The following is a 26,640-nucleotide window of genomic DNA, read 5'->3' as shown; positions in this document are numbered from 1 at the left end:
ATGAAAACAAGACTTTTCCTTTTCACAGCACTGGTAATGAACTGTTTAACCGGTTTTTCTCAGAAATATTTATGGAGTAGCCAATTTGGGATTACCGATGTAGAAACTTCAGCCAAAAGTATGGCTATAGATGCCGACAACAATGTATACCTCACAGGTTGTTTCACCGGAGCAGAAATGACAATCGGTGATAAAGAAATAAAAGGAACCTCCACCGTAATGGATGCATACATAGCCAAGTTTACCCCCAATAAACAATGCGTATTTGCCTCATCCATTAAAAGTACATCGGGCTCGGTAATCATACAAAGTGTCGCCACAGATGCCTCAGGCAACTCTTACGTCGTAGGTAATTTTGAGTCTGACGCTCAAATCTCCGAAACATTTAAAATAGAATCCGACTATAAAGATTTCCTGATCGCTAAATACGATGCGACCGGAAATCCTGTCTGGCTGAAAGGCACCGCCTCCGGTATAGAACCTGTTATTAAAAGTATAGCAGTAAATCAAAATGATGGAAGTTTTGTCATTACCGGAGCTTTCACCGGAAATTTAAATATGGATATAAACGGAGGTAACTCAGAAATTTCATCCGGTGATTCCGAACTCGCTTTCTTTATCGCTAAATACGATAGTAACGCTAATCTGATCTGGACAAAAACAATGTCAGGAAGCGGAACAGGAACGGGAAATCTTATATCTGTAGACGAAGAAGGGGGAATATATGCAGCCGGAACATTCAGCGGAACCATTCAATTCGGAACACAGTCTATGACGGCGGCTTCTGTAGAAAACACAGACAATTTCCTGATTAAATATTCAGCTGACGGAAATCTGATTTGGGCACGCAGTTTAACAGGTAGTAAATTAGACGATATCAATGCCATGGATGTAGCCGGCAATCAGGTAGTCATCGGCGGTGTGATACGAAGCGAAGATCTGGTTGTGGATAATGCACCCGAAGTAACCATGAAGACCCTGGACACTTCCGGAAGTTGGAACAGTATGCTGATTGTCTCTTTCGATACAAACGGAAACTATCAATGGAATTATATAGCAGGCAGTATCAACCAACCGACAGATGTCAAAACAGTTGCCATAGACAAAGATGGCTCGATATGGAACGCCGGTACTTCTTTTGGAACTTATTATTTTAATCCGGATACAGAAGACGAGGCAAGACAGTTCCCTTCTAAAGCTAAAGGAGGACAGGATATGTATCTGATGAAATTATCATCAAGAGGCGAAGTACTGATAGGACACCGCATAGGAGATGCTACCCGGGAAGGTGCGATGGCTATGGTAGTAGGAAATGAAGGATTATTATATGTGGCCGATATGATATCTACCCGTAGCGGCGGTACGGCTTCTCCCGTAAACCTGTTTGGCGACCCGATTACAATACCAACTATCGGCAGCAACTACAGCGTAGCTTTACTATGCTATCAGCAAATCTATGCAACTCCGGCTGTATTACCTGTCATTAAACCCGGTACGGCTTTCAGTCAGGTTATTAATGCAGAAAATGCCAATGGTGATGCCGAATTCACACTCTATTATGGTACTCTTCCCGAAGGGCTCAATCTGAATCCGGCAACCGGCGAACTAAGTGGAACAAGTACTACTACGGGAATTTATCCGATTGTGATCAGCATGAAAGACGCTGATGGAAACATTGGATTTGCCGAATATACACTTACTGTTTCTACCGGTACCGGACTGAAAGACTATCAACAGGAAACTATCAGGGTATGGGGAGACCACGGTGCTATCGAAGTATCAACAAGTACATCGAATTGCAGAGTGATGATATTCGACCTGTCCGGCAGATTAATAATACAAAACCGTTTAAAAGGCAATGACCGTTATACTGTAGACAATGGTATCTATACCGTAGTTGTGGAAGATAGTATCTCGGGAAAGAAATCGGTACATAAAGCAAGCGTCTACTAATATTAATCAATGGAAGAATGCCCGGTACGCCCGAATTCCGGGTATTCTTTCCCTACGATATGTATATCATGAACAAAATTCTAATCATCATTATATTCTCTATTTGTACTGTATCGTATGCCCAACAGCCCGAAACGGTTCATCATTTCGGAAGTATAGCGGCAGTATGCGGACGGCAAATAGTATCGGACGGTGATAACATCTGGTTAACAGGAGAATTTAGCGGAGAGCTCATTTCCAATACGGAAACCGGACTGGTATCCGAACTCCCGGCTATTTTTGCTGCCAGATATTCGGTACAAGGTATCCGCGAATGTTTAATCAGAATCGAAAACGAATCAAAAGTGAAATCCGCAATATCCGATGAGGCGGGAGTACTATGGCTTCTTACCGGAAATGACGGAAACGAAAAATTATATTCGGTATCCCCGAAAGGAGTAGTATCTTCACCCGTTTCGTTTGAAAAAAGTGCAGACTTCATCATTCAGGATTTTATATTATTCAACCAAACAGTATATCTCTGCGGAAGTTCGGAAGAGAGGTGCTTTCTGGCTGCTTATACTCTATCCGGAAAACAACTGTGGTACTCTGCTGAAGAGGGCTATTTATCCGCCTCCGGAAAAAAAATAGAGACCGATGGCACGGATATTATTCTTGCCGGAACATACCAGGGAACGACTGCAAACAACACAGATATATTTGTCAGCCGTTTCAATATATCCGGCGAAAAGAAGTGGACATGCCCGATAATAGGAGCAGGGAATGAAACGATTTCCGACATAGCGTGCCTGAGTGACGGTAAACTCATATTATCCGGTTCTACAACCAGTCAGCAGCTCTCTATCGGTTCTTCCACACAAACCACTACATCCACAGGGATACAGCATGCTTTGTGCATTATACTCAATCCGGACGGTAGCTACTCATCCATCTATACAGCCGGAGGAACATCTACAGGCAAAAATACGGCAATCAATACCTTATACGTCAACGATAACGATGAAATATACGCAGGAGGTTATTGTATGGGGAAAGTAATTTTCAACCCATCCGGAGATAATCGCTATAACCTCCCTGATAAAGGTGCGAAAGATGCCTTTATCGTAAAATTATCTTCAGAGAATCAAGTATTGAATGTGAAACGTTTCGGTAATAAAACAGACGAGGAAATAACCGATCTATTATTTATACCGGATGCAAAAGAATACCGTTTATTTACGCTGACCAATTTCAAAGAAGCCAACGAATACGGTACTATTTACAATACTACCAACCTGACTCTATCCGGAACAACCACATTCCCGTTAGAAGCAATCGGATCGGGCAATAATGTCATTTTAGCTTCTTACGCACATATCCGGATATTCACCAATCATGTGATACCGGCACAGGAAGGAGTTTCTTACCGCAATTGCGTCTATCACCGGGGTGGTTCACGAAAAGTGACCTATCAATTACTTTCCGGTGATTTACCTTCCGGCATGTATTTTTCATCTCAAGGGGATTTGTCGGGTACTCCTTCTGAAAGCGGTTCTTTTCCTTTGGCAATACGAGGTACCGACGAACTTGGAGACAGCTCGGACTCTGCTTGTATATTACAGGTAGAATCCAATGGAGGAGTAGGCTGGGCAGAAACTGAAGAAACCACATTTCAAGTCTATCCGAATCCTGTGGAAGATAAGTTTTTCATTAAAGGCTTAACGGGAAAAATACGACTTCAGATTATATCTACACAAGGACAGTTAATGGTTGACCATGTCCTTCAAGATACTTCCGAAGCAATTCATATATCTCATTTCCCCCAGGGAGTCTATATTATCAAATGTATTTCAGAACAGAGTATCCTGTCAAAGAAAATAATCAAAAAGTAGGAAGATGAATCATACTCAACAAAATCGAACGAATCGGACCAAATGGGCTGTATTTACAGCAGCAACTTTAGGTTATGGCCTTTTCTATGTTTGCCGGCTGAGTCTGAATGTGGTTAAAAAGCCAATAGTAGACACCGGTTATCTTACTGAGACAGAATTAGGCATAATCGGTTCGGCTTTATTTTTCTCCTATGCAATCGGGAAATTTGTCAATGGTTTTTTAGCCGACAGGGTAAATGTGCGTTATCTGATGGCGGGTGGACTTCTCGTAGCGACCTTGGTAAATGCCGCACTCGGATTTGCCGTACCATTCTGGGCATTTGTCATACTTTGGGCGATAAACGGTTGGTTTCAGTCAGTAGGCGGCCCCTGTAGTGTTATTGCATTAAACCGATGGTTTACAGAGAAAGAACGCGGAACAGTATATGGCTTTTGGAGTGCCAGTCACAACATTGGAGAAGCGCTTACCTTTATCTTTACATCATTCATCGTTGGTGCTTTAGGATGGCAGTGGGGATTTATGAGTGCTGCATGCCTGGGAGCTGCAGGAGTTGCTCTAATATTCATTTTCTTAAAACCGGCTCCTCCCGAATGGAAAGCAATCCCATCCGGTTCCGCAGAAAAGCAAACAGCCTCATCCGTTAAAAGTAAGCAGCTTGAAGTCTTAAAAAGCCCGATGATATGGATGCTTGCACTTGCCAGTGCATTCATGTATATCAGTCGGTATGCTGTAAATAGTTGGGGAGTATATTATTTCGAGATAGAAAAAGGATATAATATTGTAACCGCCAGTACCCTCGTATCCGTCAGTTCGGTCTGTGGCATTGTAGGTACTGTATTTTCCGGTCTCCTATCCGACAAGCTATTCCACAGTAACCGAACCATACCGGCTTGCTTGTTCAGCTTGCTCAATCTGCTTGCATTGGTACTATTTCTATTCGGTCCGCAGCACTGTGAGGTTTTGGACATTATTTCTATGATACTGTTTGGCATATCCATTGGTATTCTGTTATGCTTTTTGGGAGGGCTCATGGCCATAGACATAGCTCCCAAAGAAGCAACCGGCGCAGCAGTAGGAGTCATCGGAATAGCCAGTTATATAGCAGCCGGCTTGCAAGACGTAGTCAGTGGTTTTCTAATAGAATCACGTAAAGTTATCATCGATGGAAACCCTATCTATGATTTCTCCGCCATACGTATTTTCTGGCTTTCCGCAGCTTTCATATCCCTATTATTCCTGATAATAATCTGGAGTGCAAAAAGAAAAAATTAACTACTAAACAATACAAATCATGAAAAGAGTATTTCAAATCCTATTTATCTTATCATTTGTCTCAACAGGAATTATTTCTTCCGTTCAGGGAAAGAGTAAAACGACCGATTGTAACATCCGTTTTTGTACTTATAATATCCGGGGGGATCTGCCCAATGATGGTATTAACTCCTGGAAATTCCGAAAAGACTCCTTATGCAAAATAATCAAACATCACAATTTTGATATCGTATGTATGCAGGAAGTATTGGCCAATCAGCTTGAAGATATAGAAAAGGCCACAGGCCATGCTTTTGTAGGAATCCGAGGGCTTTACAACCCTATTTTCTATAAAGCAGAGCGTTTTGAACTATTGCATAATGAAATGTTCTGGTTGTCCGAAACAATGACGCCTTTTTCAAAAGGATGGGACGGAAAGTACGATCGTTATTGTACATGGGCCAAGTTTCGTGACCGTAAAAACGGAAAGGTATTCTATGTTTTCAATACTCACCTCGACCATAAAGGGCGTATAGCACAACAGGAAGGTGCAGCCCTGGTCTGTGCACAAGCCCGGAAATTTGCAGGAAACTCCCCGGTCTTTATATGCGGAGATATGAACAGTTTCGATACAACCGATGCATACAAAGAGTATACTTCTCACTATAAAGATTCCCGGGTTATTGCTCCCCATATCTCAGGACCGGTAGGTACAGCTCACAATTTCGGGCAGGTAGAGCCCGTCCGTATCGACTACATCTTTGTAAATGATAAAATCACAGTGTTAGAATACGAAGCCGACGACGAACATTATCCAAACGGCTTTTTCCCATCTGATCATTATGCTGTATTTATCAACGCCCGTTTATAATTCAATAAAAAGATCTCAAATATGGCTTTCAGAATATATATATTCCTCTTTGCTTGCCTGAGCCTGTCATGGTTGCCGGTACATGGTGAAAATTTCGAAACCGAAATTACAATTTGCAGCTTTAATATTCGTGGTTCAAACATGGACACCGGAGTGAATGCCTGGTCGAACCGGAAAAAAATGGTAATCAAAGAATTCAGCAATTATCAGTATGATATTGTATGCATGCAGGAACCACTCATCGACCAGATACAGGATTTCCTATCCATCGGTATTTACGAGTGGCTTGGAGTATCCGGCCAGGGTACACCGGACAACGATGTATTTACTCCCATCTTCTACAACAAGAAAAAACTGAATGTATTAGATTACGGAACATTTTGGTTATCCGAAACTCCGGATGTTGTCAGCCGGGGATGGGATGGTAAATTCCCCCGCATTTGTACGTGGGCAAAATTCAGGGATATAGAAAATTGCCGCAGCTTTTACGTGTTTAACACTCACCTCGACCACGTCGGAGAGATAGCCAAGTTAGAAGGTGCCCGGTTAATCTGCCGGAAAATAAAAGAAATGGCAACCGAAGAAGCCGTGTTCATTACAGGAGATATGAACAGTACTCCCGAAACTCCCCCCATTCACACTTTTCTCAGTGAATTCAGCAATTCACGGGAAATTGCAACAGAGAAATCAGGGCCGGCAGGAACAGCACACAGCTATGGTAAATTGTATCCGCCTTCACAGATAGATTACATTTTTGTAAATGAATATATATCGGTAATCAAAGCAGTAACCATCACTAAAAATTCAGATCCGGTTTATATGTCGGATCATTATCCTATAGTTATTACTGTTGATTTTTAAGAACTTACTATACAGAAAAACAATGATTGACATATTTCAAAAAGTTAAAGGCCGACTCATCGTTTCGTGTCAGGCCGAGGAAGGCTCACCCTTTAATTCACCCGAAGGAGTAGGAGCATTTGCCCAATGTGCGGCCCAGGGAGGTGCTGCCGGTATCCGCTCCTGTGGTATAGAAAAAACGGACTATCTCATCAGACATAGTCATTTGCCGGTAATCGGTCTGACAAAATCTTATTTCCCGGACGGATTTGTGCGTATTACCGGTTCATTCAGGGAAGTAGAAGCACTGATTGCAATTGGTACGCCACTGATTGCTGTGGATGGAACATTCCGCCTACGGGAAAATGGACTTACCGGACCGGAATATATCCGGAATCTAAAAAAGAAATATACAGGAGTAAAAATAATGTCGGACATATCAACCGTTGACGAAGCCATTGCATGTCGGGAAGCCGGTGCTGACTGTGTATCAACTACCCTATGCGGTTATACTCCGTATACGGCAGAAGAATCCCACAACGGACCTTCTTTGGAAATACTGCGCCAATGTGTCAACGCTCTTCCCCAGTGCCCTGTATTTGCCGAAGGACGCTATAATACCCCTCTCGAAGCTGCAAAAGGTATTGAGAACGGTGCCTGGGCAGTCGTTGTGGGTTCAGCCATTACACGCCCCCACCTTATCACAAAATGGTTTTCGGAAGCCCTGCAACAGGTAAATATTCTCTAACAGTCAGAAACATTAAACAATAAAAAACATGAATATATTTTTTGGAACAGATGGCTGGAGAGCACACATCGATACGGAAATAAATCAAGAGACCGTATCAGTGGTAGCCCAGGCATTTGCAGATTTCATACATAACAATTATAAAGAAGAATTCCCCCGGGTAGCCTTGGCTTATGACACACGCAAGAACTCACAATTGTTTGCTACGATTTTTGCCGAAGTACTATCAGGCAACCATATAGAAGTATTATTATCCGATCGCATCACTCCGACACCGGTATTATCTTATGCCACTTTGCATGCAGGCTGTTGTGCCGGAGTGATGATTACTGCTTCACATAATCCTCCTTCATATAACGGTATCAAATTCAAATCACGTTTAGGAGGTCCGTTCAATTCAGACGACACGCGAAAAGTAGAAAGTTATTTATATGCATCCCCCATAAGGCGTTCTGTATCGAACATACATCCGATGAACTTTATACCAGCTTATACGGAGCATATTGAAAAATTAATTGATTTTGAAATAATAAAAAAAGCAGGGTTACATCTATTGGCAGATAGCATGGGAGGGGCAGGGCTTACGCTCATCCAGGAGATTCTGGATGCCCATAACTGTCCGGCGGATACCATATACTCCGAAGCGTCCGAAACTTTTCACGGACGACTGGCCGAACCGATTGAGAAAAACCTGCTGCCACTAAAGAAAGCATTAAAAGAAGGAGATTTTGCTTTTGGTGTAGCAACAGACGGAGATGCCGACAGGGTAGGGGTATGCCTGGATACAGGTGAATGGTTATCGGCACAAAATACAATATTATTGTTAGTAGACTATCTGAAACGAGTAAAACAAATACCAGGCGGTATTGTAAAAACGTCTTCCGTTTCAGACAAAGTACGCAGCATCTTCGAATCTCCTCAAACACCTATATATGAAGTCCAGGTCGGTTTCAAATACATTGCTGACATCATGACTACCCATTCCATAGCTTTCGGTGGCGAAGAAAGCGGAGGATTCGGCTACGGTATGCATATCCCCGAACGGGATGGCATATTCTCTTCACTATTACTCCTCGAAATGCTTTCTGCATCCCCTTATTGCAAACTTTCCGACTACCTGGAAAAGAAACAAAAAAAGATGGGAGTTATATGTTATGACCGCATTGATATGGTTTATACACAACCAGATAAAAATGAACTGTTACCCTGGCTACATCAAAATCAGCCTCATGAAATAGCAGGCTTCGCAATCCGAAAGATTCTGCCGTTTTTAAGTAGCCGCAATCTTGTAAACGGACTCAAATTCGTTTTTGAAGGAGATTGCCGATGGCTATTAATCCGCAGTTCCGAAACGGAGGATATCATCCGTTTTTATGCAGAAGGACAGACAGGGGAAGAAGTAACTGCTCTGCTTCAATACGGTCAGAATCTGCTTTTTAAAGTATCCGGCAGCATATCCAATCTAACAAAACATTAAATATGAAAAGAATATTGATTCTATCCGTTCTATTTCTTTTTACTATCAGTACACAGGCAGCAAAAGGAAATAAAGACCTGGTAACCATCCAGATTACACCCGACCACTATGATTGGAATTATAAAGTAGGCGAAACGGCACGTTTCACCATTTCCTTATTTCAAGACCAGCAAAAACTGAAAAATGTAAAAATAGAATATAAGATAGGTCCGGAAAAAATGTCTCCGACACAAAAAGGCTCCGTACTTCTAAAAAACGGTTCTGCCACCATAGAAGCAGCAGGACTGCGCTCTCCCGGATTCCTGTCTTGTGAAGTCAGGGCTACAGTAGACGGATTTCCTTATCGGAATTTGATTAACATTGCATATGATTGTGAAAAGATACAACCTACCACTCTGCTTCCAAAGGATTTCCGTTCGTTCTGGGACAGTCAAATATCCCGTATGAGAGAATACCCCATGCAATCGGAAATGACATTTATACCGGAAGAAAGCGATGCCGACGTAAAAGTATACCGTGTGAAAATATCCCATTATTCCCGCGGTAATTACCTGTATGGAGTATTATGTATTCCTAATAAAGAGGGACGTTTCCCTGCTGTTTTGCGTCTGCCGGGAGCCGGTGTGGCAAAGCACACCGGAGATAAAGAACTTGCACGTATGGGAGTTATCACATTCCGGATAGGGATTCATGGTATTCCTTTAGACCTAAAACCGGAAGCATACGCAAACTTACAAGCGGGAGCACTCAAAAACTACATGTATCATCGCATGGATAACCGGGAGGAGTATTATTACAACCGTGTGTTCCTTGGTTGTATACGGGCGAACGATTTCATTGCCTCACTTCCACAATATGATGGTGAGAATCTGGCGGCTTATGGTGGAAGCCAGGGAGGAGCACTGACCTTGGTTACTGCTGCTCTCGATCCCAGGGTAAAATACCTGGCGGCTTTTTATCCGGCTCTTTGTGATATAGCAGGATATGCACATAACCGGGCAGGAGGGTGGTTTGGAGTAGAAAAACTTACCCCAAAAGAAACACTGACATTGGCATATTACGATGTAGTCAATTTCGCACGTTTTATTCATATTCCCGGATTTTATTCCTGGGGGTATAGCGATGAGACTTGCCCGCCTACTTCATTTTACAGTGCATATAATGTTATAAAAGCCCCCAAAGAACTTTATCTGCTAAAGGAAACCGGGCATTGGCGCTATCCGGAACAGAATGTAAAAGTCAATCAATGGTTAATAGACAAACTGACGGGAAAGTAAGAAACCAGACCATCACAAAATGTGTCAAAACTCACCACAGAGTAACACAGAGATGATTTTAAGTCGTTGATTATTAGCAAAAAACTCTGTGTTACTCTGTGGTGAGTTTTGACATACCTTCATTATATTTATATACGCTTTATTAACGGGACATCTTATAAATCTGATTACCGGCCAACAGAAAAGCTCCGACTCCATACACTTCGGTCATATCACGGGTCACTTTCTTAGGATCAGCTCCAATGGGTTGTACATACCCCAGCTTACCATCTGTTTCAACAGCAGAAACCAATGCCTTCCACCCTTTTTCAACAATAGGGAGATAAGTATCTTTATCCAACAAACCTTCATTTACCCCATATGCCAGAGCATATACGATAAATCCGGTAGCACTGGTCTCAGGCGAAGGATAAGAAGCCGGATCAAGCATACTTGCATGCCAGAAGCCATCAGCACTCTGTAACTCGGCCACACGGGCAGAAAGAGTTATAAAAAGGTTTTCATAAAACTTACGGTTCTTATCATTCTTTGGAAAGTCCTGAAGCATTTCCGCCAATCCGCCAAGTACCCAGCCATTACCACGTCCCCAGAACACTTTTGATCCATTCGCCTCTTTTTGAGTGAGATATCTTGAATCACGATAAAACAAACGTTCATCTTTATCAAACAAAAGGTCATAGGTCGCTTTATACTCTTTATTCATGAACTTGATAAACCGTTTATCTCCGGTCAGCATATAGAGCTTCACATATACGGGAGGAGCCATATAGAGTGCATCACACCAAGTCCAGCGTTCCAGTGTCTCGCGCTTTTTATAGTCAAGATCCATCGGTCCATCCGAAGGGTGATTTACCACCCATTCTGCACGTGCCTGGGTAGGATATAACATATTCTTATCTTTATACTTATTATACAGGTCTATAAAAACCTGTCCCACAGCAATATCATCAGCATGATACATTCGTTTATCAGGCTGCCAGCCATAACGACGACCCAATTTCACCAACCAATCATAATAAGAGGCATCCCCCATTTCCGTCTCAGCCAGTTCAGCCCAATCGAGCATTCCCATGTAAAGTGCGGCATTTGTCCAATCCAGTGCTCCGTGTTTCACATCCTTTTGATGAGCGATCTGCCAATCGGCCACTTTTTTCATAACATCCTTTACGTCTGTCTTTTGAAATGGTAACTGCCCCATCATCGACAATGAGAACAAAAGAGAGAATGTCAAAAGAAAAAATCTGTTCATAGTAGTACAATCATTTAGTGTTTATACGGCAAAGATAATGCAAACCGAGAGCAGAATAAAATGAACTCGTTTATTTTTTATGCCAAGGTACAGCTTATCTTCGCTTTAGAGCAAAGATAAAACTTTCTTGAACAAAAAAATAAAGAATCACTCATATTAAAATAGTTTTGAGTGTATTTCACCACAGAGTAACACAGAGTACTATTTATCTGATGAAACGCGGATTAACACAGATTAAAAGACTGTAGTTCTTTATCCTAGATTTGTTTCCCTTTGCGAAAATCTGCGATCATCTGCGTTTCAATAAAGATTTAAACTCTGTGTTACTCTGTGGTGAGTTTCGCTCATTTCCATACTGAAATAAGCGAGATTAAGCTATTACTTCTTCACCTTTCAGTGTTGCCGAACTGGCTTCAGTAATTCTCACCTTTACAAAATCACCGATCTTATGCGTACCCCGGTCAAATACCACTACACGGTTCTGTTCTGTACGACCGAAAAGCTGTTCGCGCGAACGCTTGGATACTCCTTCCACCAAAACCTCATAAGTATTTCCGATACAACGCGCATTAGATTCAGCAGAAAGCCGATTTTGCAAGGCTATAATCTCATTAAGACGACGCACTTTAACATCTTCCGGGACATTATCCTCCAAATGCTTGGAAGCATACGTACCGGGGCGCTCAGAATATTTAAACATAAAAGCAGCATCATAACCACAGGTCTCCATTAGTGAAAGAGATTCCTGGTGGTCTTCTTCCGTCTCTGAGTGGAAACCGGAAAAAATATCAGTAGTCAATCCGCAATCGGGGATGATACGCTTGATGGCAGCTACACGATCCAGATACCACTCACGCGTGTATTTCCGGTTCATCAACTTCAGAATACGTGAACTTCCGCTTTGCACCGGCAAATGAATGTGTTTACATACATTAGGCATTTGTGCTATTACTTCCAGCGTTTCGTCACTCATGTCTTTGGGGTGCGAAGTAGTAAAACGAATTCTCACGCCTGGTGCTGCTTCGGCTACAGTGCGCAGAAGCATCGGGAAAGTAATAACCTCTCCATTTTCTCTTTCAAAACGATAAGAATTTACATTTTGCCCTAACAGCGTGATTTCTTTATACCCTTTTGACACCAGATCGGCCACCTCATTAAGGATACTTTCCACATCCCGGCTACGCTCACGTCCACGGGTATAGGGGACAATACAATACGTACAGAAGTTATTGCATCCACGCATAATAGACACAAACCCGGAAATGTGATTTCCGCAAATACGGGAAGGAATGACCTCGCGGTACGTTTCCGTTGTAGACAGCTCCACATTAATCGCCTTCTCTCCGGCCTCTACCGAAGCTATCAATTCGGGCAAAGTAAGATAAGCATCAGGACCTACTACGAGGTCAACATGATGATGCTCAATCAAATCATCCTTCACACGCTCTGCCATACATCCCAGTACACCTACTATCAGATGTTTCTTCTTTTTTTTCATCGAGTGGAAAAACTCCAGACGATTCAGAATCTTTTGTTCGGCATTGTCACGAATGGAACAAGTATTCATAAACACAGCATCTGCTTCATCCAAAGAGTCGGCCACAGAATACCCGGCCATCTGCATCACAGAGGCAATGACTTCACTGTCGGCCACATTCATCTGGCAGCCGTACGTTTCAATAAACAACTTCTTGTTGTCATCAGCAGTTGCGGATTTAAAGTCCGCTCCCGTTAATTCACTCATAATTTTATCATTATTTAAATTAGATGTTGCAAAGATACGGCTTCAGAGTCAATAAGTGGCAATTTGAAACAAAAATAACGTTTCAAGTTAGTAATCGAAGCCAAGAGTTATAATTAATGTTAAAGAAGCAAACATTTTCCAAGTTACAACTTGGAGGTTTCAACTTTATTTCACACTTTTGTGCAATGAAAGAAACATTAGATTTTTTCATAGTTAAGGTTTAGGTTAAAAAAATTAAGGGGAGCTGTGAAGCTGCCCTTTTTTCATGCTAAAATGTTAGCTCTAATCAGATTAAATAATTACCTTTGGCGAACAAAAATCCAACGAACCTATGGAAGATGTTATGCAATTTCTTTTGGTAGCAGGTATTCTCGCTTTTGGAATTTACAAACAGTTCAACAAAGAAAAGTCCAACAAGCCAGAAAAAAGCATACCTATGCCAACTCCCGAATATGAGTATGAACCAGAATTTAAAGAATCCGTAATCTTTGAAAAACCACAAAAGAAAGTAGCAGCACCACCTAAAGCCCCCCTCCCCAAGGAAGGCATTAGAAGTACTTATGTCCCTACTACAGCCCCCAAAGCTGCCAAAGAAGCCCCAGTGGATAAAGGTGAGTTTTCCATTCAATCGGCAGAAGAGGCAAGGCGTGCCATTATCTGGTCCGAAATATTGCAAAGAAAATATTAATGTAAATTCTAACACGAAAAATATACAGTTTATATGGCATTGAATTTTATCTCGGCAGCGGAAGCTGCCAGCCTTGTAAAACATGGCTACAATATCGGCCTTAGCGGGTTTACTCCTGCCGGAACGGCCAAAGCCGTTACGGCTGAAATTGCAAAAATAGCAGAAGCTGAACACGCTAAAGGAAACCCGTATCAGATTGGCATTTTTACAGGTGCCTCCACAGGCGATTCATGCGATGGTATATTATCACGCGCTAAAGCAATCCGTTACCGTGCTCCGTACACAACTAACTCAGATTTCCGTAAAGCGGTAAACAATGGCGAGATTGCTTATAACGACATCCACTTGTCACAAATGGCACAGGAAGTACGCTATGGATTTATGGGAAAAGTAAACATAGCCATCATCGAAGCCTGTGAAGTAACTCCGGACGGAAAAATCTATCTGACAGCTGCCGGTGGTATTGCTCCGACTGTCTGCCGCCTTGCAGATAAAATTATTGTAGAGCTAAATAGTGCACACAGCAAGAATATGATGGGAATGCACGATGTGTACGAACCACTTGACCCACCTTATCGCCGCGAAATACCAATCTACAAACCAAGTGACCGTATTGGTACACCTTACATACAAGTAGATCCTAATAAGATTGTCGGTGTAGTAGAAACCAACTGGCCTGACGAAGCCCGCAGTTTTGCAGAGGCTGATCCTTTGACTGATAAAATTGGCCAGAATGTAGCCGACTTCCTGGCTGCCGATATGAAACGTGGTATCATTCCTTCTACATTCCTTCCGCTACAATCGGGTGTGGGAAATATTGCCAATGCTGTATTGGGTGCATTGGGTCGCGATAATACAATTCCGGCCTTTGAAATGTATACAGAGGTTATCCAGAATTCTGTAATTGGTCTGATTCGTGAGGGTCGTGTTAAATTTGGTAGTGCCTGCTCTCTGACTGTGACCAACGATTGCCTGCAAAGTATTTATGATGATATGGACTTCTTCCGTGACAAGTTGGTTCTTCGTCCTTCGGAAATATCTAATAGTCCTGAAGTTGTTCGCCGCATGGGTGTCATTTCTATAAATACCGCCATCGAAACAGATCTCTACGGTAATGTAAACTCCACACATATCGGTGGTACGAAAATGATGAATGGTATCGGCGGATCGGGAGACTTTACCCGTAATGCTTACATCTCTATTTTCACTTGTCCTTCTGTAGCCAAAGAAGGTAAGATCAGTGCCATCGTTCCAATGGTGTCTCACCTCGATCATAGCGAACACTCGGTTAATATTATTATAACCGAACAAGGTATAGCCGATCTTCGTGGCAAGAGCCCGAAAGAACGCGCACAGGCTATTATTGAAAACTGTGCTCACCCAGACTACAAACAGTTACTTTGGGATTACCTCAAACTGGCAGGTAGCAAAGCCCAAACACCACACTGCATCCAGGCTGCATTAGGTATGCATGCAGAGCTTGCTAAAAGTGGAGATATGAGAAATGTAAACTGGGCAGAATACGCCAAATAAGAGTCACAACCCCAAAATCTCAAATATAGCGGCATAAATCCAAAATTGGATTTATGCCGCTATTATTATTCCGAATATCCACAAAACACCAATCATATATCATATTTGTAAATATACAAAAAGATAGCAAAACATTTCTAAAGGTAAAAGTCACAAGAAAAAACAAGACATAAAAGTACTCTTTAAAAGATCAGACAAATTACTCATTTTCAACGCATTACATTAAGTACTTTTTTCCTCTACGAGAAATACCCCGAAACTCTACGGAGATCGGTACGATTCTCTACGAGGAACGGGGCGATTCTCTACGAGGAACAAACAGACAATACATAAGATATTACAGAATGAAAAGAAAAAAATAATCATCAATATTAATTGTAAATATAAAATCCAACAATACAATTAACAGAACTTTTAATCGGACTTCTCAAAGGCCAGGGTATACACTTTTACAAACTATATCATTGCCAGTTATTCACTTTCACTCAACTTATAGTTTTTCTTCCCTAATATATTCGGGTCTTTTTATATAATATATCCATTTTATTAGAGTATTTAATAAAATATTTAATTAAATACTTGCAAGATTATAATTTTATTGTTTTATTTGCCGAAAAGATTGAGATATTCTTAGAAAAACAGGTTTCTAATCTCCTATAAATAGAAGATTAGAAAAAGGATGCACAAAGAAAGTGCAACAAACTACTATCCATTAGAATATATACTATTTTTAGAAAACCAATAATCTGTACAATCATAAAAACCAGGAAATATGAAAATCAACAATCGGAGGGAATTTTTAAAGAAATCAGTATTGGCAGGCACCGCCGCTATTACCTTACCGTCATGGCTCTCTTCATGCATTTCAAAGGAGCAAGAAACTACAACTGACGAAATCCGGAACAAACTCATCGTTCCCACAAATAATGCACTAAAAATAACCGGAACTTTTCTGGATGAAATATCTCATGACATCCCTCATCAGAACTGGGGAGAAAAAGAGTGGGATGCCGATTTCCGACACATGAAAGCAATTGGTATAGATACTGTCATTATGATCCGCTCAGGATATCGTAAATTTATTACTTATCCATCTGAATATCTGATCGGTCAGGGTTGCTATAAACCTTCGGTCGATCTTTTGGATATGTATCTGCGACTGGCTGATAAATATGGTATGAAGTTCTATTTTGGCTTGTACGACTCCGGAAGATATTGGGACACAAATGATCTCACCTGGGAAATAGAACACAACAAACATGTAATTGATGAAGTCTGGAAAAATTACGGAGAGAAGTATAAAAGCTTTCAGGGATGGTATATCAGTACGGAAATCAGCCGGAAAACCAAAGGTGCAATCGGCACATTCCACGCATTAGGAAAACAATGCAAAGATATTTCAAACGGACTGCCTACGTTCATATCTCCATGGATTGACGGAAAAAAAGCTGTACAGGCTTCAAGCGCCATGCTCAGCAGGAAAGATTCAATTTCAGTGAAGGAACACGAAGAAGAATGGGATGAAATATTTGCCGGAATCAGTGATGTAGTAGATGCTTGCGCTTTCCAGGACGGACAGATAGATTATCATGAACTGGATGCCTTCTTTGAAGTAAACAAAAGACTGGCCGATAAATATGGATTGAAATGCTGGACAAATGCCGAATCTTTCGACAGAGATATGCCTATTAAGTTTTTCCCTATTAAATTTGATAAATTACGACTTAAACTTGAGGCAGCTCAAAGAGCCGGATACGATAAAGCCATAACATTTGAATTCTCTCATTTTATGAGCCCGCAGTCAGCTTATCTCCAGGCCGGGCATCTGTATGATCGCTATAAAGAATATTTCGATATCAAATAATAAGCAGAAATGAACCAATCAAAAACAAATATAGGATATATCATATTTCTATCGGTAGTGGCCGCTTTAGGAGGTTTCCTATTCGGATATGACACAGCCGTTATTTCAGGAACAATAGCACAGGTATCACAACAATTCGGGCTAAACACCCTTCAGGCCGGATGGTACGTAGGTTGTGCGTTGATAGGCTCTATCGGTGGTGTCGCCTGCGCCGGAATTCTAAGCGACAGAGGTGGCCGGAAAAACACAATGATTCTCTCGGCCATACTATTTTCGGCATCTGCCATAGGTTGTGCGTTAGCATCCTCCTTCAATGAACTGGTGATATACCGTATTATCGGTGGAGTCGGTATCGGTGTCGTTTCTATTATTTCACCATTATATATATCCGAAGTATCCGTTCCCCAATACCGGGGACGACTGGTATCATTATACCAATTAGCCATAACCATCGGTTTCTTAGGGGCTTATCTGGTCAATTACCAATTAGTGCTTGGAGCCGATGCCGCTGCCCAATCGAGTAACCAATGGATTGTTAAAATCTTTTCAGACGAGATATGGAGAGGAATGTTGGGTATGGAAACAGTTCCGGCATTACTCTTTTTCTTAATCATTTTCTTTATTCCCGAAAGCCCCCGTTGGTTGGTTCTTAAAAATAAAGAAATGCGGGCAAGTCGTATTCTGCAACGAATTTATGGCAGTAAAAGCGAATCCGAGGTACAAATAAGTGCCATACGGCAAGTTGCCGGCGGAGAATCCAAGTCCGAATGGTCTCTACTTTTGCGGCCCGGTATACTCAAAGCAGTAATTATCGGGGCATCCATCGCTATCTTAGGGCAATTCATGGGAGTGAATGCCGTACTTTATTATGGCCCGTCTATCTTTCAGGAAAGTGGCCTCTCCAGTGGAGATTCTCTTTTCTACCAGGTGTTGGTGGGAATGGTTAACATGCTCACTACCGTACTGGCATTGGTTATCATCGATAAGGTCGGACGAAAGAAACTCGTTTATTATGGCGTTTCGGGAATGATAATCTCGTTAGTGCTTATTGCATTTTACTTTATCAAAGGAGCCGAATTGCAAATACCAAGCACTGCATTATTGATATTTTTCCTAAGCTACATATTCTGTTGTGCCATATCCATATGTGCTGTTATCTGGGTACTTCTATCCGAAATGTACCCTATCAAAGTCCGGGGACTGGCTATGTCCATTGCCGGATTCTCGCTTTGGATCGGAACATTCCTCATCGGACAACTTACCCCCTGGATGCTACAGAACCTTACTCCGGCGGGTACATTCCTCATCTTCGCAGGCATGTGCGTTCCATACATTCTGATTATATGGAAATTAGTTCCCGAAACCACCGGAAAAAGCCTCGAAGAAATAGAAAAGAACTGGAATGAAAAATAATTTAATAAATGAAATATATGTAAATGAAACCTAACTATTTATTATTCACGCACATATTCAAGTTCCGTGATAATAGGAAGATGATCTGACAATAATGAGTGAACCGCCTGGGTTCGTACTACTCTCCACCCCTTTTGAGGACGGGCGTATAGATAGTCAATTTTTACTTTAGGTTCCCAGGCGGGAAAAGTTAAAGCCGAATCGGTTGCATCCCACCAATGACGAGCCATAATTTTCTTTATGACTTTAGAATTGGGTTCAGCATTAAAATCTCCGCCAATTATCACAGGATAAGAAGAAGTTTTAAAATAATCAGTGATGTATTGTGCTTGTAATTCGCGAGTTTTCTCGTCTGTCACATCCAAATGGGTGGCTGCAAAAAAGATAGTATCTGATTTCCCAACCTCAAACAATCCTTCAAGAAGAGCGCGAGGTTCCGCCCCTTGAGGATTAGGCAACATTAATTTGTTTACACTTATATAAGGATGTTTGGAAAGTATTCCAATACCGTAATAACCACCACTGAAATGAATCGTTTTTCCATAGAGTCCGAACATATTTGTTTTTCCGGCCAATTCAGAGAGCATATCTCTGCCGTTTTGATGAGGCGCAAGTGTCCGGTGGGTATTTACATCCACCTCTTCAAGAGCTACGAAATCAGGTTGAAAAGCTTTGATGTGTTCCGCTAACTGATCAATAGTTGCAAGTTCACCGAATCTCAGATTATAAGTCATCACCCTGAGTTTCAAAGTGTCCTGAGCATTTATATTCAAAGTGGATAAAAGAATGAGAATAAAAAATAATTTTTTCATGGCATACTCGATTTTGGAAACAAATATATTATTAATATTTATTTTTAGTTACTAATATTGCAATTTATTAACGCAAAAGGATGAAAAGGGCAAGTAATTATCAAATAATTGCATTTTGCAATGATAACTTTAAATTTTAAACGAATTTCAAGTTACAAATGAATTAAGAAACCCGATAAAATCAGATTTTTCAATCCAATAAGACTAAAATAAATAATATTTTTAGAGAACCATCGCAATTATCATACAAATCCGTTTTTTATGAAAAAACAAAACGATATAGAATCTTTTATTTCCGGCAATAGAGAGACCTTTGAATCACTCTACAACAGTTATGTAGGAAAGATTTTCAATTATATAAATTCGTTTATATATGACTCAGACCTGGCGAAAGATATTACTCAAAACACGTTTCTCCAATTATGGGATTCACGATCAAATCTCGATGTGAATGGCAATATTGAAGGCTATATATATTCTATTGCCCGAAATTTATTATTCCGTGAAATACGCCGTCTCAATATCTTTAAAAGTTATGCCATCAAGGTACAGGAAACCGCCAAAGAAGAGGAAGAATCGGACATAGAAGAAAATTTATCACGCGACATGATAGAACAACAAATTCTTTCTCTATTGGCCGAACTTCCGGAAGCACGTCGCAGAATATTCCTGATGAGATGGAGCAAAGGACTGTCTAACAAAGAAATAGCACAGGAACTTTCTATTTCAGAAAAAACCGTTTCTACCCAAATACATCGTACGATTAGTTTTCTTAAGTCCAAAATGGGCTCTGCTTTCATGATCTTTATTTCAGTATCTTCGATAAATTTCTAAAATATTTCATTTTCTTGTAATCCTTTTGTGGGAGCTGTGGATATATACTATAAATAACCACAGAAGATGAAGATAGAACGCATAAAACATTTAATCACGAACCTGCTCACAGGCTCTTCTTCAACATCCGAACGTGCTGAACTGGCCAAATGGATGAATTCTGAAGATGCCGAACGCAATAGCAGGGAAGCATGGGAAAGTGCCTCCGAAGATATTGATGAATCGCTCAAAAGTGAAATATGGAATAACATTCAGCTAAAAATCAAAGGAGCCGTTTCTTCCAAACCTGTATCGCCCAAACATAGCATCAAACGTCGTATTTACTCCATTCCAGGAGTTGCTGCCGCTATTGCAATTATAGTATGCTCAACATTTACTGCATACTTACTATACAATAATTTTGCAGAACATCAAGAGAATATGGAGAGTAACATCTATACTTTTGAAGTGGAACCGGGCCAAAAAGGGAGTATGCGCTTAGCAGACGGTACCATAGTACATTTGAATTCTGCATCTAAGATATCATTTTCCGGTAATTACAATTCCGAAGAGCGCATGGTAAGTCTTAATGGGGAAGCTTATTTTGAAGTAGCCAAAAATCCTGATAAAAGATTTGTTGTAACATGTAACGGAGTAGACATTGAAGCTTTAGGTACTGAATTTAACGTAAAAGCATATCCTACTGACAGCCTTATTACTACTACTCTTGCCAAAGGAAAAGTCAAAGTCTACAACAACAAAGAGAGTGTGACTCTTCTTCCTAACGGAGTAGCTACTTATAATCTGAAACGACAGACTATCAAAGCATCAGTAACTGATGATATTTCAATCGCCAATTATTGGAGAACAGGACAGCTTGTTTGTAATGCCGAACCCTTGTCTTCCATTGCGCAAACCATCGAAAGGATGTATAACGTAAAAATCAATATTAACGATGCAAAGCTGAGAAATATGAAATTCACCGGTACCATTCAGAATAACTCATTAACTAATGTCCTATATGTGATGAGCCTGAGTTATCCGCTGACATATACAGTAACCGACTCTGTAATAACAGTCTCTGCCCAAAAGAATATAATAAAAAAACATAGATAAAAATAAACCAGTTAACAAATTAAGCCTATGAAAAATAATAATTTAAAACCGTTTAAGCTGTTATGCCTGTTAGTGTTATTAGTTATAACCTATCCGGTTCACGCACAGCATTCTGTTAGTATTGCCGATAAAACAATTGCACAGGCAATCAAAATAATTGAGGGAGACACCGGTTATAAGTTCTTTTATGCAGAGAACTTACCGGATTTCACTAAAAAGGTCAGTTTCAAAACAGAGAATAAATCCATTGAAACCATACTCAATAGTTTATTCAAAGATACCGAAATTGCGTATATTATTAAAAGTCAGAAACAAATCATCCTGTCAAAAAGGAGTACACAATCAAACCCTCAATCGGTCGGAAAAATTATAATTAAAGGTCAGGTAAAGGGAAGTGACGGTGAAGCTTTGATAGGAGCTTCCATCATATCCGACAACAACGTTGGAACAATCACGGACATTGACGGTAACTATGAGTTACAATTAGAAAAACCGACTACACTAACTTATACGTATATAGGTTATACTCCGCTAAAGATTAAGGTAAACAAATCTGAAATCAAGAACATCATTCTGGATAGTTCCAATGTTCTTCTTGACGATGTAGTAGTCGTAGGATATGGTACCCAAAAGAAAATAAATCTCACGGGATCAGTACAAAGTGTGAACAGCGAAGATATTCTCAGACGAAGTGTTTCTACAGGCTCTGCTGCACTACAGGGTGTAATCCCCGGACTTACTGCCATTCAATCATCTGGTCAACCGGGAGCAGACAATGCCTCTATCAAGATTAGAGGGTTGGGCTCACTGAACTCAGCAACCTCTCCATTGATATTAATCGACGGGGTAGAAGGTGACATGAACCGCATCGATTTGAATTCGGTAGAATCAATTACTGTATTAAAAGATGCAGCTTCTGCCTCCATCTATGGTTCAAGGGCTTCAAATGGGGTAATATTGGTTACCACAAAACGAGGTTCCGAAGGAAAAGTGAAACTAACATTTAATGGCTATATGGGTTATAATAAACCAACCACACTGCCTACGCCTACAAACGCCATCGAGTACATGCAGGCAGTAGATGTGGCACGTGTCAACGCAAGCCAAGAACCATTATACACCCAAACCATCGATATTTATAAAAACGGGGGTGTAGACAACATTAATTATTACGATACGGATTGGCGAAAAGAAGTAATCAAAGACCACGCAACCACCCAAAATTATTCTGTTAGTATCAGTGGCGGTAACAATATAACAAAACTTTTTGCTACAGCAGGATATTATGCACAAAACGGCCTTATCGATAATAACAAATTCACACGAACTTCTTTACGCGTAAACACAGACACCCAAATTAATAAATGGATGAAACTCGGAGTAGATATAGGCATACGCCAGGCTACTGCTAAATCTCCCGTAATGGATACTCCCGCCAATATCATAGGCAAAGCCCTGACCATGACCCCCATCATGTCGGGCATCAACGCCGATGGTACATGGGGGTATGGTATTAACGGAACCAATCCCATTGCTATGGTACAAAGCGGATGTACAACAAATAGTATTGCTCCCGAATATACTGCAAGAACAACTTTGTCTATCGATCCCTTCAAGGGCTTCAATATTTTCGGAGCATATTCATGGAAACGCGCAGATGGCGAAACTAATGCATTTGTAAAACCCTATCAGGTATACGAAAGTGGCGTATCAAAGGGAGAATTTCCGACGACAGGATCATCAAAATCAGAACATAGAACAAAAACAGTTACCAAACAATATAATCTGCAGGGAACTTATGAAAAGAATTTCCATAAGAACTACCTGAAAGCGTTAGTTGGATTTCAAAGCGAAGAATTACATAACACTTATCTGTTAGCCGGTCGTAAAAATTATTATTACGATGGATATGAAGAACTTGTAAATGGTGACGTTAGTACCGCATCGAATTCCAGTTCAAAATACGCATGGTCTATGCTGTCATACTTCTTTAGACTAAATTATGCATACAATGACAGATATCTGCTCGAAGTCAACGGTCGCTACGATGGTACTTCAAGATTCAAGAAAGGACATCGCTGGGGTTTCTTCCCTTCGGTATCCGCCGGATGGAGAATATCCGAAGAGAACTTCTTTGAATCGGCTAAAAGTGTAGTAAGCAATCTGAAACTAAGAGCCTCCTATGGAGAATTAGGTAACCAGGCTATCAGTGGCTATTATCCCTATGCTTCATCTATAGGAAGCACTACCACCTATGGATATTGGTTTGATAAAGAGCTTGCTGCCGGTGTCGCACAGATTCAGTTGGCTAACGAAGCAATAACCTGGGAAAAATCAAAACAAATTAATGCGGGTATCGATATTGGTATGTTTAATAACCGTTTGAATGCAACCTTCGATTATTATATAAAAAATATCACAGACATGCTTCAGCAATTCCCCGTTCCATTGTTCGTAGGAATGACGGCTCCATGGGAAAACGCCGGTTCGATGAGAAACAGCGGCTGGGAACTTTCGCTATCCTGGCAAGACCGTATCGGTAGTGTAAACTACTACGTCAAAGGAAATCTTTCTGATGTAAAAAACAAAGTAATAGACTTATATGGGAAAGAGTACGTAGGCACTACAACAATCACCAAAGAAGGCGAAGAATATAACTCATGGTACGGATACGTTGCCGACGGTTATTTCCAAAGCCGGGAAGAGATCAACAACTCTCCCGTATACGGTGGTAACCCCAACAATATAAAACCGGGATATATTAAATATAAAGATATCAGCGGTCCGGATGGAGTTCCCGATGGAAAAATAGATAATTACGACCGTACGATACTCGGCAACTCTACTCCGCGATATGAATTCGGACTGACATTAGGCGGCGATTGGAAAGGTCTTGATTTCTCCTTGTTCTTTCAGGGAGTGGGTAAAAGAGATGTATATTACTCCGGAGCAGGGGCACGTGCTTTATCCGGCAATTACACGATATATAAATATCAACTGGATTATTGGACTGAGGACAACCCCCATGCAAAATTCCCGATTTTACTTGAAGATCCCAGCGGAACCAATCCAAACAATATGATATCAAGCTTCTGGGTAAAAAGCGGAGCCTATTGCCGCCTGAAAAATATTGTATTAGGATATACGCTGCCGCAAACATGGATACAGAAAGCTGCGCTATCCAAAGTGAGAATTTATGCAAGTGCACAGAATCTGTTTACCATAAAAAACAACTTTTACGAAGGTTTCGACCCTGAAAACAGTATCGGATCAGGCGCAAGCTGCTATCCGTTGAACAAAACATTTATATTCGGACTCAATGTGGAATTTTAATTGATAAAAAAAGATGAAAAAGACAACCTTATATAATTTAATAGCTACGTTTTTTATCACCATGAGTGTTAGCTCATGTGCCGATTTTCTCGACCAGGAAAACCCTGCCTACGATGCCGAAGGATTCTATGCAACCGAAGCAGGATTAAAAGAAGGCGTTACCGGTATTTATCCTCTTTTGTATTTCGATATGAACTGGGCAGTACCTGCATGTATTGTGCTCGACCATTATACGGCATACGGACTCGAACAAGATGAAAATAGTTCGATTGGTGCAGGGGGAACGTTAAATCCCGACAATGGAAAGATTCAGGCGTTCTGGACCGGAGAATATCAAATAGCCGCCCGTGCCAACTCTGTAATTTACGGTGCCAAAGATGCCGTAGCAGGAATGAGCGATGCAGCCAGGCAGTATTATGCCGAAGCACGCGTACTAAGGGCTTATGCTTATTATAATCTTATATCGGCATTTGGCGATGTACCTTTCTTTACTGCTCCTGTAACTATCGATGAGTACAAGGTAGGACGTACTCCCAAAGGAGAGATTATCGATTTTCTGATAAAAGACCTGAACGATGCTGCCGATTATCTCCCGTGGACCGCAACCCAACGGGGACGGGTAGACAAAGCCGTCGCATACGGATTAATAGCACGTATAGGATTATTTGGTGGAAGCTTTAATGTAGAAAATAAAGCCGCCGAGTACTTCAGCATAGCCGCCGATGCAGCAAGTAAGGTGATCGGTAAACGTAAATTGGCACCCAAATTCTCCGACTTGTTCAATCTGACCGGCCAGGCTAAGAGTGAAGTCCGAGACGAACTGTTATGGGAATTAATGTATTCTACAAACGGAACGAAAAAATTGCATACAGTAGGTTATGGACATTCATCGCGTAACTATGCATCATCGGTACGTTTCCCGAGTTCTCTGATTGTAGATACTTACGAATGTATCGATGGAAAACGTATAGACGAATCTCCTCTTTATGACCCGAAACAGCCTACCTTAAACAGAGATCCGCGTTTTAATGCCACATTAGCAGGACATGGTGACACAATAAACTATACCATTACCGACGGCAATAACCCTCAGAAACTTATTCTCAACATTTATGATGATAAGACCCGGTTCTATCCCCGTAGAAACGCCTGGTATACCGCACCGAATGTAGATGTCACCTCCACCAGCCCATCACTCGTGAACAGTGGAGTAGGATATTTATGGCGCAAATATGCCGATGAAAACACCGAATTGCTGATGAGCTCTTCAAGCAATCTTATTCTGATGCGTTACGCCGAGATACTCCTTTCGTATGCCGAAGCCAAAATTGAACTCAATGAGTTGGACGAATCGGTATATTCGGCCATTAACGAAGTACGCAAACGCGCCGGAATGCCGGAGGTTTCGACAGACAGGAAAGGAGATCAAAACAAAATGCGACAGTTAATACGACGCGAACGCAAAGTTGAATTGGCGCTCGAAGGATTACTCTTCGTTGATGTTCGGCGCTGGGGTATAGGTGATATGCTTAACGAGCATCCCTCTTACGGACAACCTAAACCGGACATCAGATATGAAGGATTAGAGCCAACTGATATTCCTGATTTTAAGACAGACGAACGGCACGACCTTAATGATATTCCTTCATATGAGGCTTATAAAGACAAACTCAGGGTGCGCGACAGAAACAGATATTGGGATCCGAAATTCACATGGTGGCCTATCCCACGTTTGGAAACAGACCGCGACCCGAATCTTACTAACCCTGATTATTGATAATCACCA

General features: G+C 41.1%; 19 protein-coding genes. 16 read left to right on the top strand and 3 right to left on the bottom strand.

Going from position 1 to position 26,640, the window contains the following annotated elements; genetic code table 11:
- From QX565_RS12260 to QX565_RS12225, 8 genes are all read left to right on the top strand, one after another.
- Entirely contained in the window at positions 1–1,953 is a 1,953-nt protein-coding gene (locus QX565_RS12260) for a putative Ig domain-containing protein (protein ID WP_289292889.1), read from the top strand.
- A gap of 68 nt (positions 1,954–2,021) precedes the next feature.
- On the top strand, positions 2,022–3,824 hold the full coding sequence (locus tag QX565_RS12255) for a T9SS type A sorting domain-containing protein (protein ID WP_289292888.1): 1,803 nt from the start codon (positions 2,022–2,024) through the stop codon (positions 3,822–3,824).
- Between the two features lie 4 nt (positions 3,825–3,828).
- Complete coding sequence (locus QX565_RS12250) at positions 3,829–5,097, top strand: MFS transporter (protein ID WP_289292887.1); 1,269 nt, start codon at positions 3,829–3,831, stop codon at positions 5,095–5,097.
- Positions 5,098–5,116: 19 nt separating this feature from the next.
- Positions 5,117–5,947 carry an endonuclease/exonuclease/phosphatase family protein gene (locus QX565_RS12245; RefSeq protein ID WP_289292886.1) on the top strand — a complete coding sequence of 277 codons (831 nt, stop codon included), beginning with the start codon at positions 5,117–5,119 and terminating at the stop codon, positions 5,945–5,947.
- Positions 5,948–5,968: 21 nt separating this feature from the next.
- On the top strand, positions 5,969–6,808 hold the full coding sequence (locus tag QX565_RS12240; RefSeq protein ID WP_221648385.1) for an endonuclease/exonuclease/phosphatase family protein: 840 nt from the start codon (positions 5,969–5,971) through the stop codon (positions 6,806–6,808).
- Between the two features lie 22 nt (positions 6,809–6,830).
- The gene (locus QX565_RS12235) at positions 6,831–7,535 is read left to right on the top strand and encodes an N-acetylmannosamine-6-phosphate 2-epimerase (protein WP_289292885.1); all 705 of its coding nucleotides are present in this window, start codon (positions 6,831–6,833) and stop codon (positions 7,533–7,535) included.
- 28 nt (positions 7,536–7,563) lie between these two features.
- Positions 7,564–9,012 (top strand): phosphohexomutase domain-containing protein, encoded by a 1,449-nt coding sequence (locus QX565_RS12230; RefSeq protein WP_289292884.1) that lies wholly within the window; start codon positions 7,564–7,566, stop codon positions 9,010–9,012.
- Between the two features lie 2 nt (positions 9,013–9,014).
- A complete protein-coding gene (locus tag QX565_RS12225) occupies positions 9,015–10,289 on the top strand; it encodes an acetylxylan esterase (RefSeq protein WP_289292883.1) in 1,275 nt (424 codons plus the stop codon).
- 142 nt (positions 10,290–10,431) lie between these two features.
- Here QX565_RS12225 and QX565_RS12220 read toward each other — a convergent pair whose 3' ends face one another.
- Positions 10,432–11,538 carry a glycoside hydrolase family 88/105 protein gene (locus QX565_RS12220; RefSeq protein ID WP_289292882.1) on the bottom strand — a complete coding sequence of 369 codons (1,107 nt, stop codon included), beginning with the start codon at positions 11,536–11,538 and terminating at the stop codon, positions 10,432–10,434.
- A 370-nt stretch (positions 11,539–11,908) separates the two neighbouring features.
- Positions 11,909–13,282: a tRNA (N6-isopentenyl adenosine(37)-C2)-methylthiotransferase MiaB gene (gene miaB, locus QX565_RS12215; RefSeq protein ID WP_221648380.1), complete on the bottom strand. Its 1,374-nt coding sequence runs from the start codon at positions 13,280–13,282 to the stop codon at positions 11,909–11,911.
- A 331-nt stretch (positions 13,283–13,613) separates the two neighbouring features.
- On the opposite strand from miaB, the gene QX565_RS12210 reads away from it, so the two are divergent.
- The 4 genes from QX565_RS12210 to QX565_RS12195 all read left to right on the top strand — a co-directional run bounded on the left by QX565_RS12210 (position 13,614) and on the right by QX565_RS12195 (position 18,780).
- Complete coding sequence (locus tag QX565_RS12210) at positions 13,614–13,970, top strand: hypothetical protein (RefSeq protein WP_289292881.1); 357 nt, start codon at positions 13,614–13,616, stop codon at positions 13,968–13,970.
- Between the two features lie 33 nt (positions 13,971–14,003).
- Positions 14,004–15,503 (top strand): butyryl-CoA:acetate CoA transferase, encoded by a 1,500-nt coding sequence (locus QX565_RS12205; protein WP_002558511.1) that lies wholly within the window; start codon positions 14,004–14,006, stop codon positions 15,501–15,503.
- Between the two features lie 772 nt (positions 15,504–16,275).
- On the top strand, positions 16,276–17,367 hold the full coding sequence (locus QX565_RS12200; RefSeq protein ID WP_122201220.1) for a DUF4434 domain-containing protein: 1,092 nt from the start codon (positions 16,276–16,278) through the stop codon (positions 17,365–17,367).
- A 9-nt stretch (positions 17,368–17,376) separates the two neighbouring features.
- A complete protein-coding gene (locus QX565_RS12195) occupies positions 17,377–18,780 on the top strand; it encodes a sugar porter family MFS transporter (protein WP_002558509.1) in 1,404 nt (467 codons plus the stop codon).
- Positions 18,781–18,821: 41 nt separating this feature from the next.
- On the opposite strand, the gene QX565_RS12190 is transcribed toward QX565_RS12195, so the two are convergent.
- Positions 18,822–19,592 carry an endonuclease/exonuclease/phosphatase family protein gene (locus tag QX565_RS12190; protein ID WP_002558508.1) on the bottom strand — a complete coding sequence of 257 codons (771 nt, stop codon included), beginning with the start codon at positions 19,590–19,592 and terminating at the stop codon, positions 18,822–18,824.
- 261 nt (positions 19,593–19,853) lie between these two features.
- Here QX565_RS12190 and QX565_RS12185 point away from each other — a divergent pair, with 261 nt between their 5' ends.
- From QX565_RS12185 to QX565_RS12170, 4 genes are all read left to right on the top strand, one after another.
- Positions 19,854–20,426, top strand: coding sequence for an RNA polymerase sigma factor (locus QX565_RS12185; protein WP_002558507.1), 573 nt, complete (start codon positions 19,854–19,856; stop codon positions 20,424–20,426).
- 66 nt (positions 20,427–20,492) lie between these two features.
- Positions 20,493–21,521, top strand: coding sequence for a FecR family protein (locus tag QX565_RS12180; RefSeq protein WP_007483144.1), 1,029 nt, complete (start codon positions 20,493–20,495; stop codon positions 21,519–21,521).
- A 27-nt stretch (positions 21,522–21,548) separates the two neighbouring features.
- Positions 21,549–24,854: a SusC/RagA family TonB-linked outer membrane protein gene (locus QX565_RS12175; protein WP_002558505.1), complete on the top strand. Its 3,306-nt coding sequence runs from the start codon at positions 21,549–21,551 to the stop codon at positions 24,852–24,854.
- A 13-nt stretch (positions 24,855–24,867) separates the two neighbouring features.
- Positions 24,868–26,631 carry a RagB/SusD family nutrient uptake outer membrane protein gene (locus QX565_RS12170; RefSeq protein ID WP_196039947.1) on the top strand — a complete coding sequence of 588 codons (1,764 nt, stop codon included), beginning with the start codon at positions 24,868–24,870 and terminating at the stop codon, positions 26,629–26,631.
- The last annotated feature ends 9 nt before the right edge of the window (positions 26,632–26,640 follow it).

Origin of the sequence: Bacteroides sp. 41_26 (assembly GCF_949740115.1) — a bacterium.
GTDB classification, from domain to species: domain Bacteria; phylum Bacteroidota; class Bacteroidia; order Bacteroidales; family Bacteroidaceae; genus Bacteroides; species Bacteroides nordii.
Note: the sequence above shows the minus strand (reverse complement) of the source record. Positions and strands in the feature narration are given on the sequence as shown.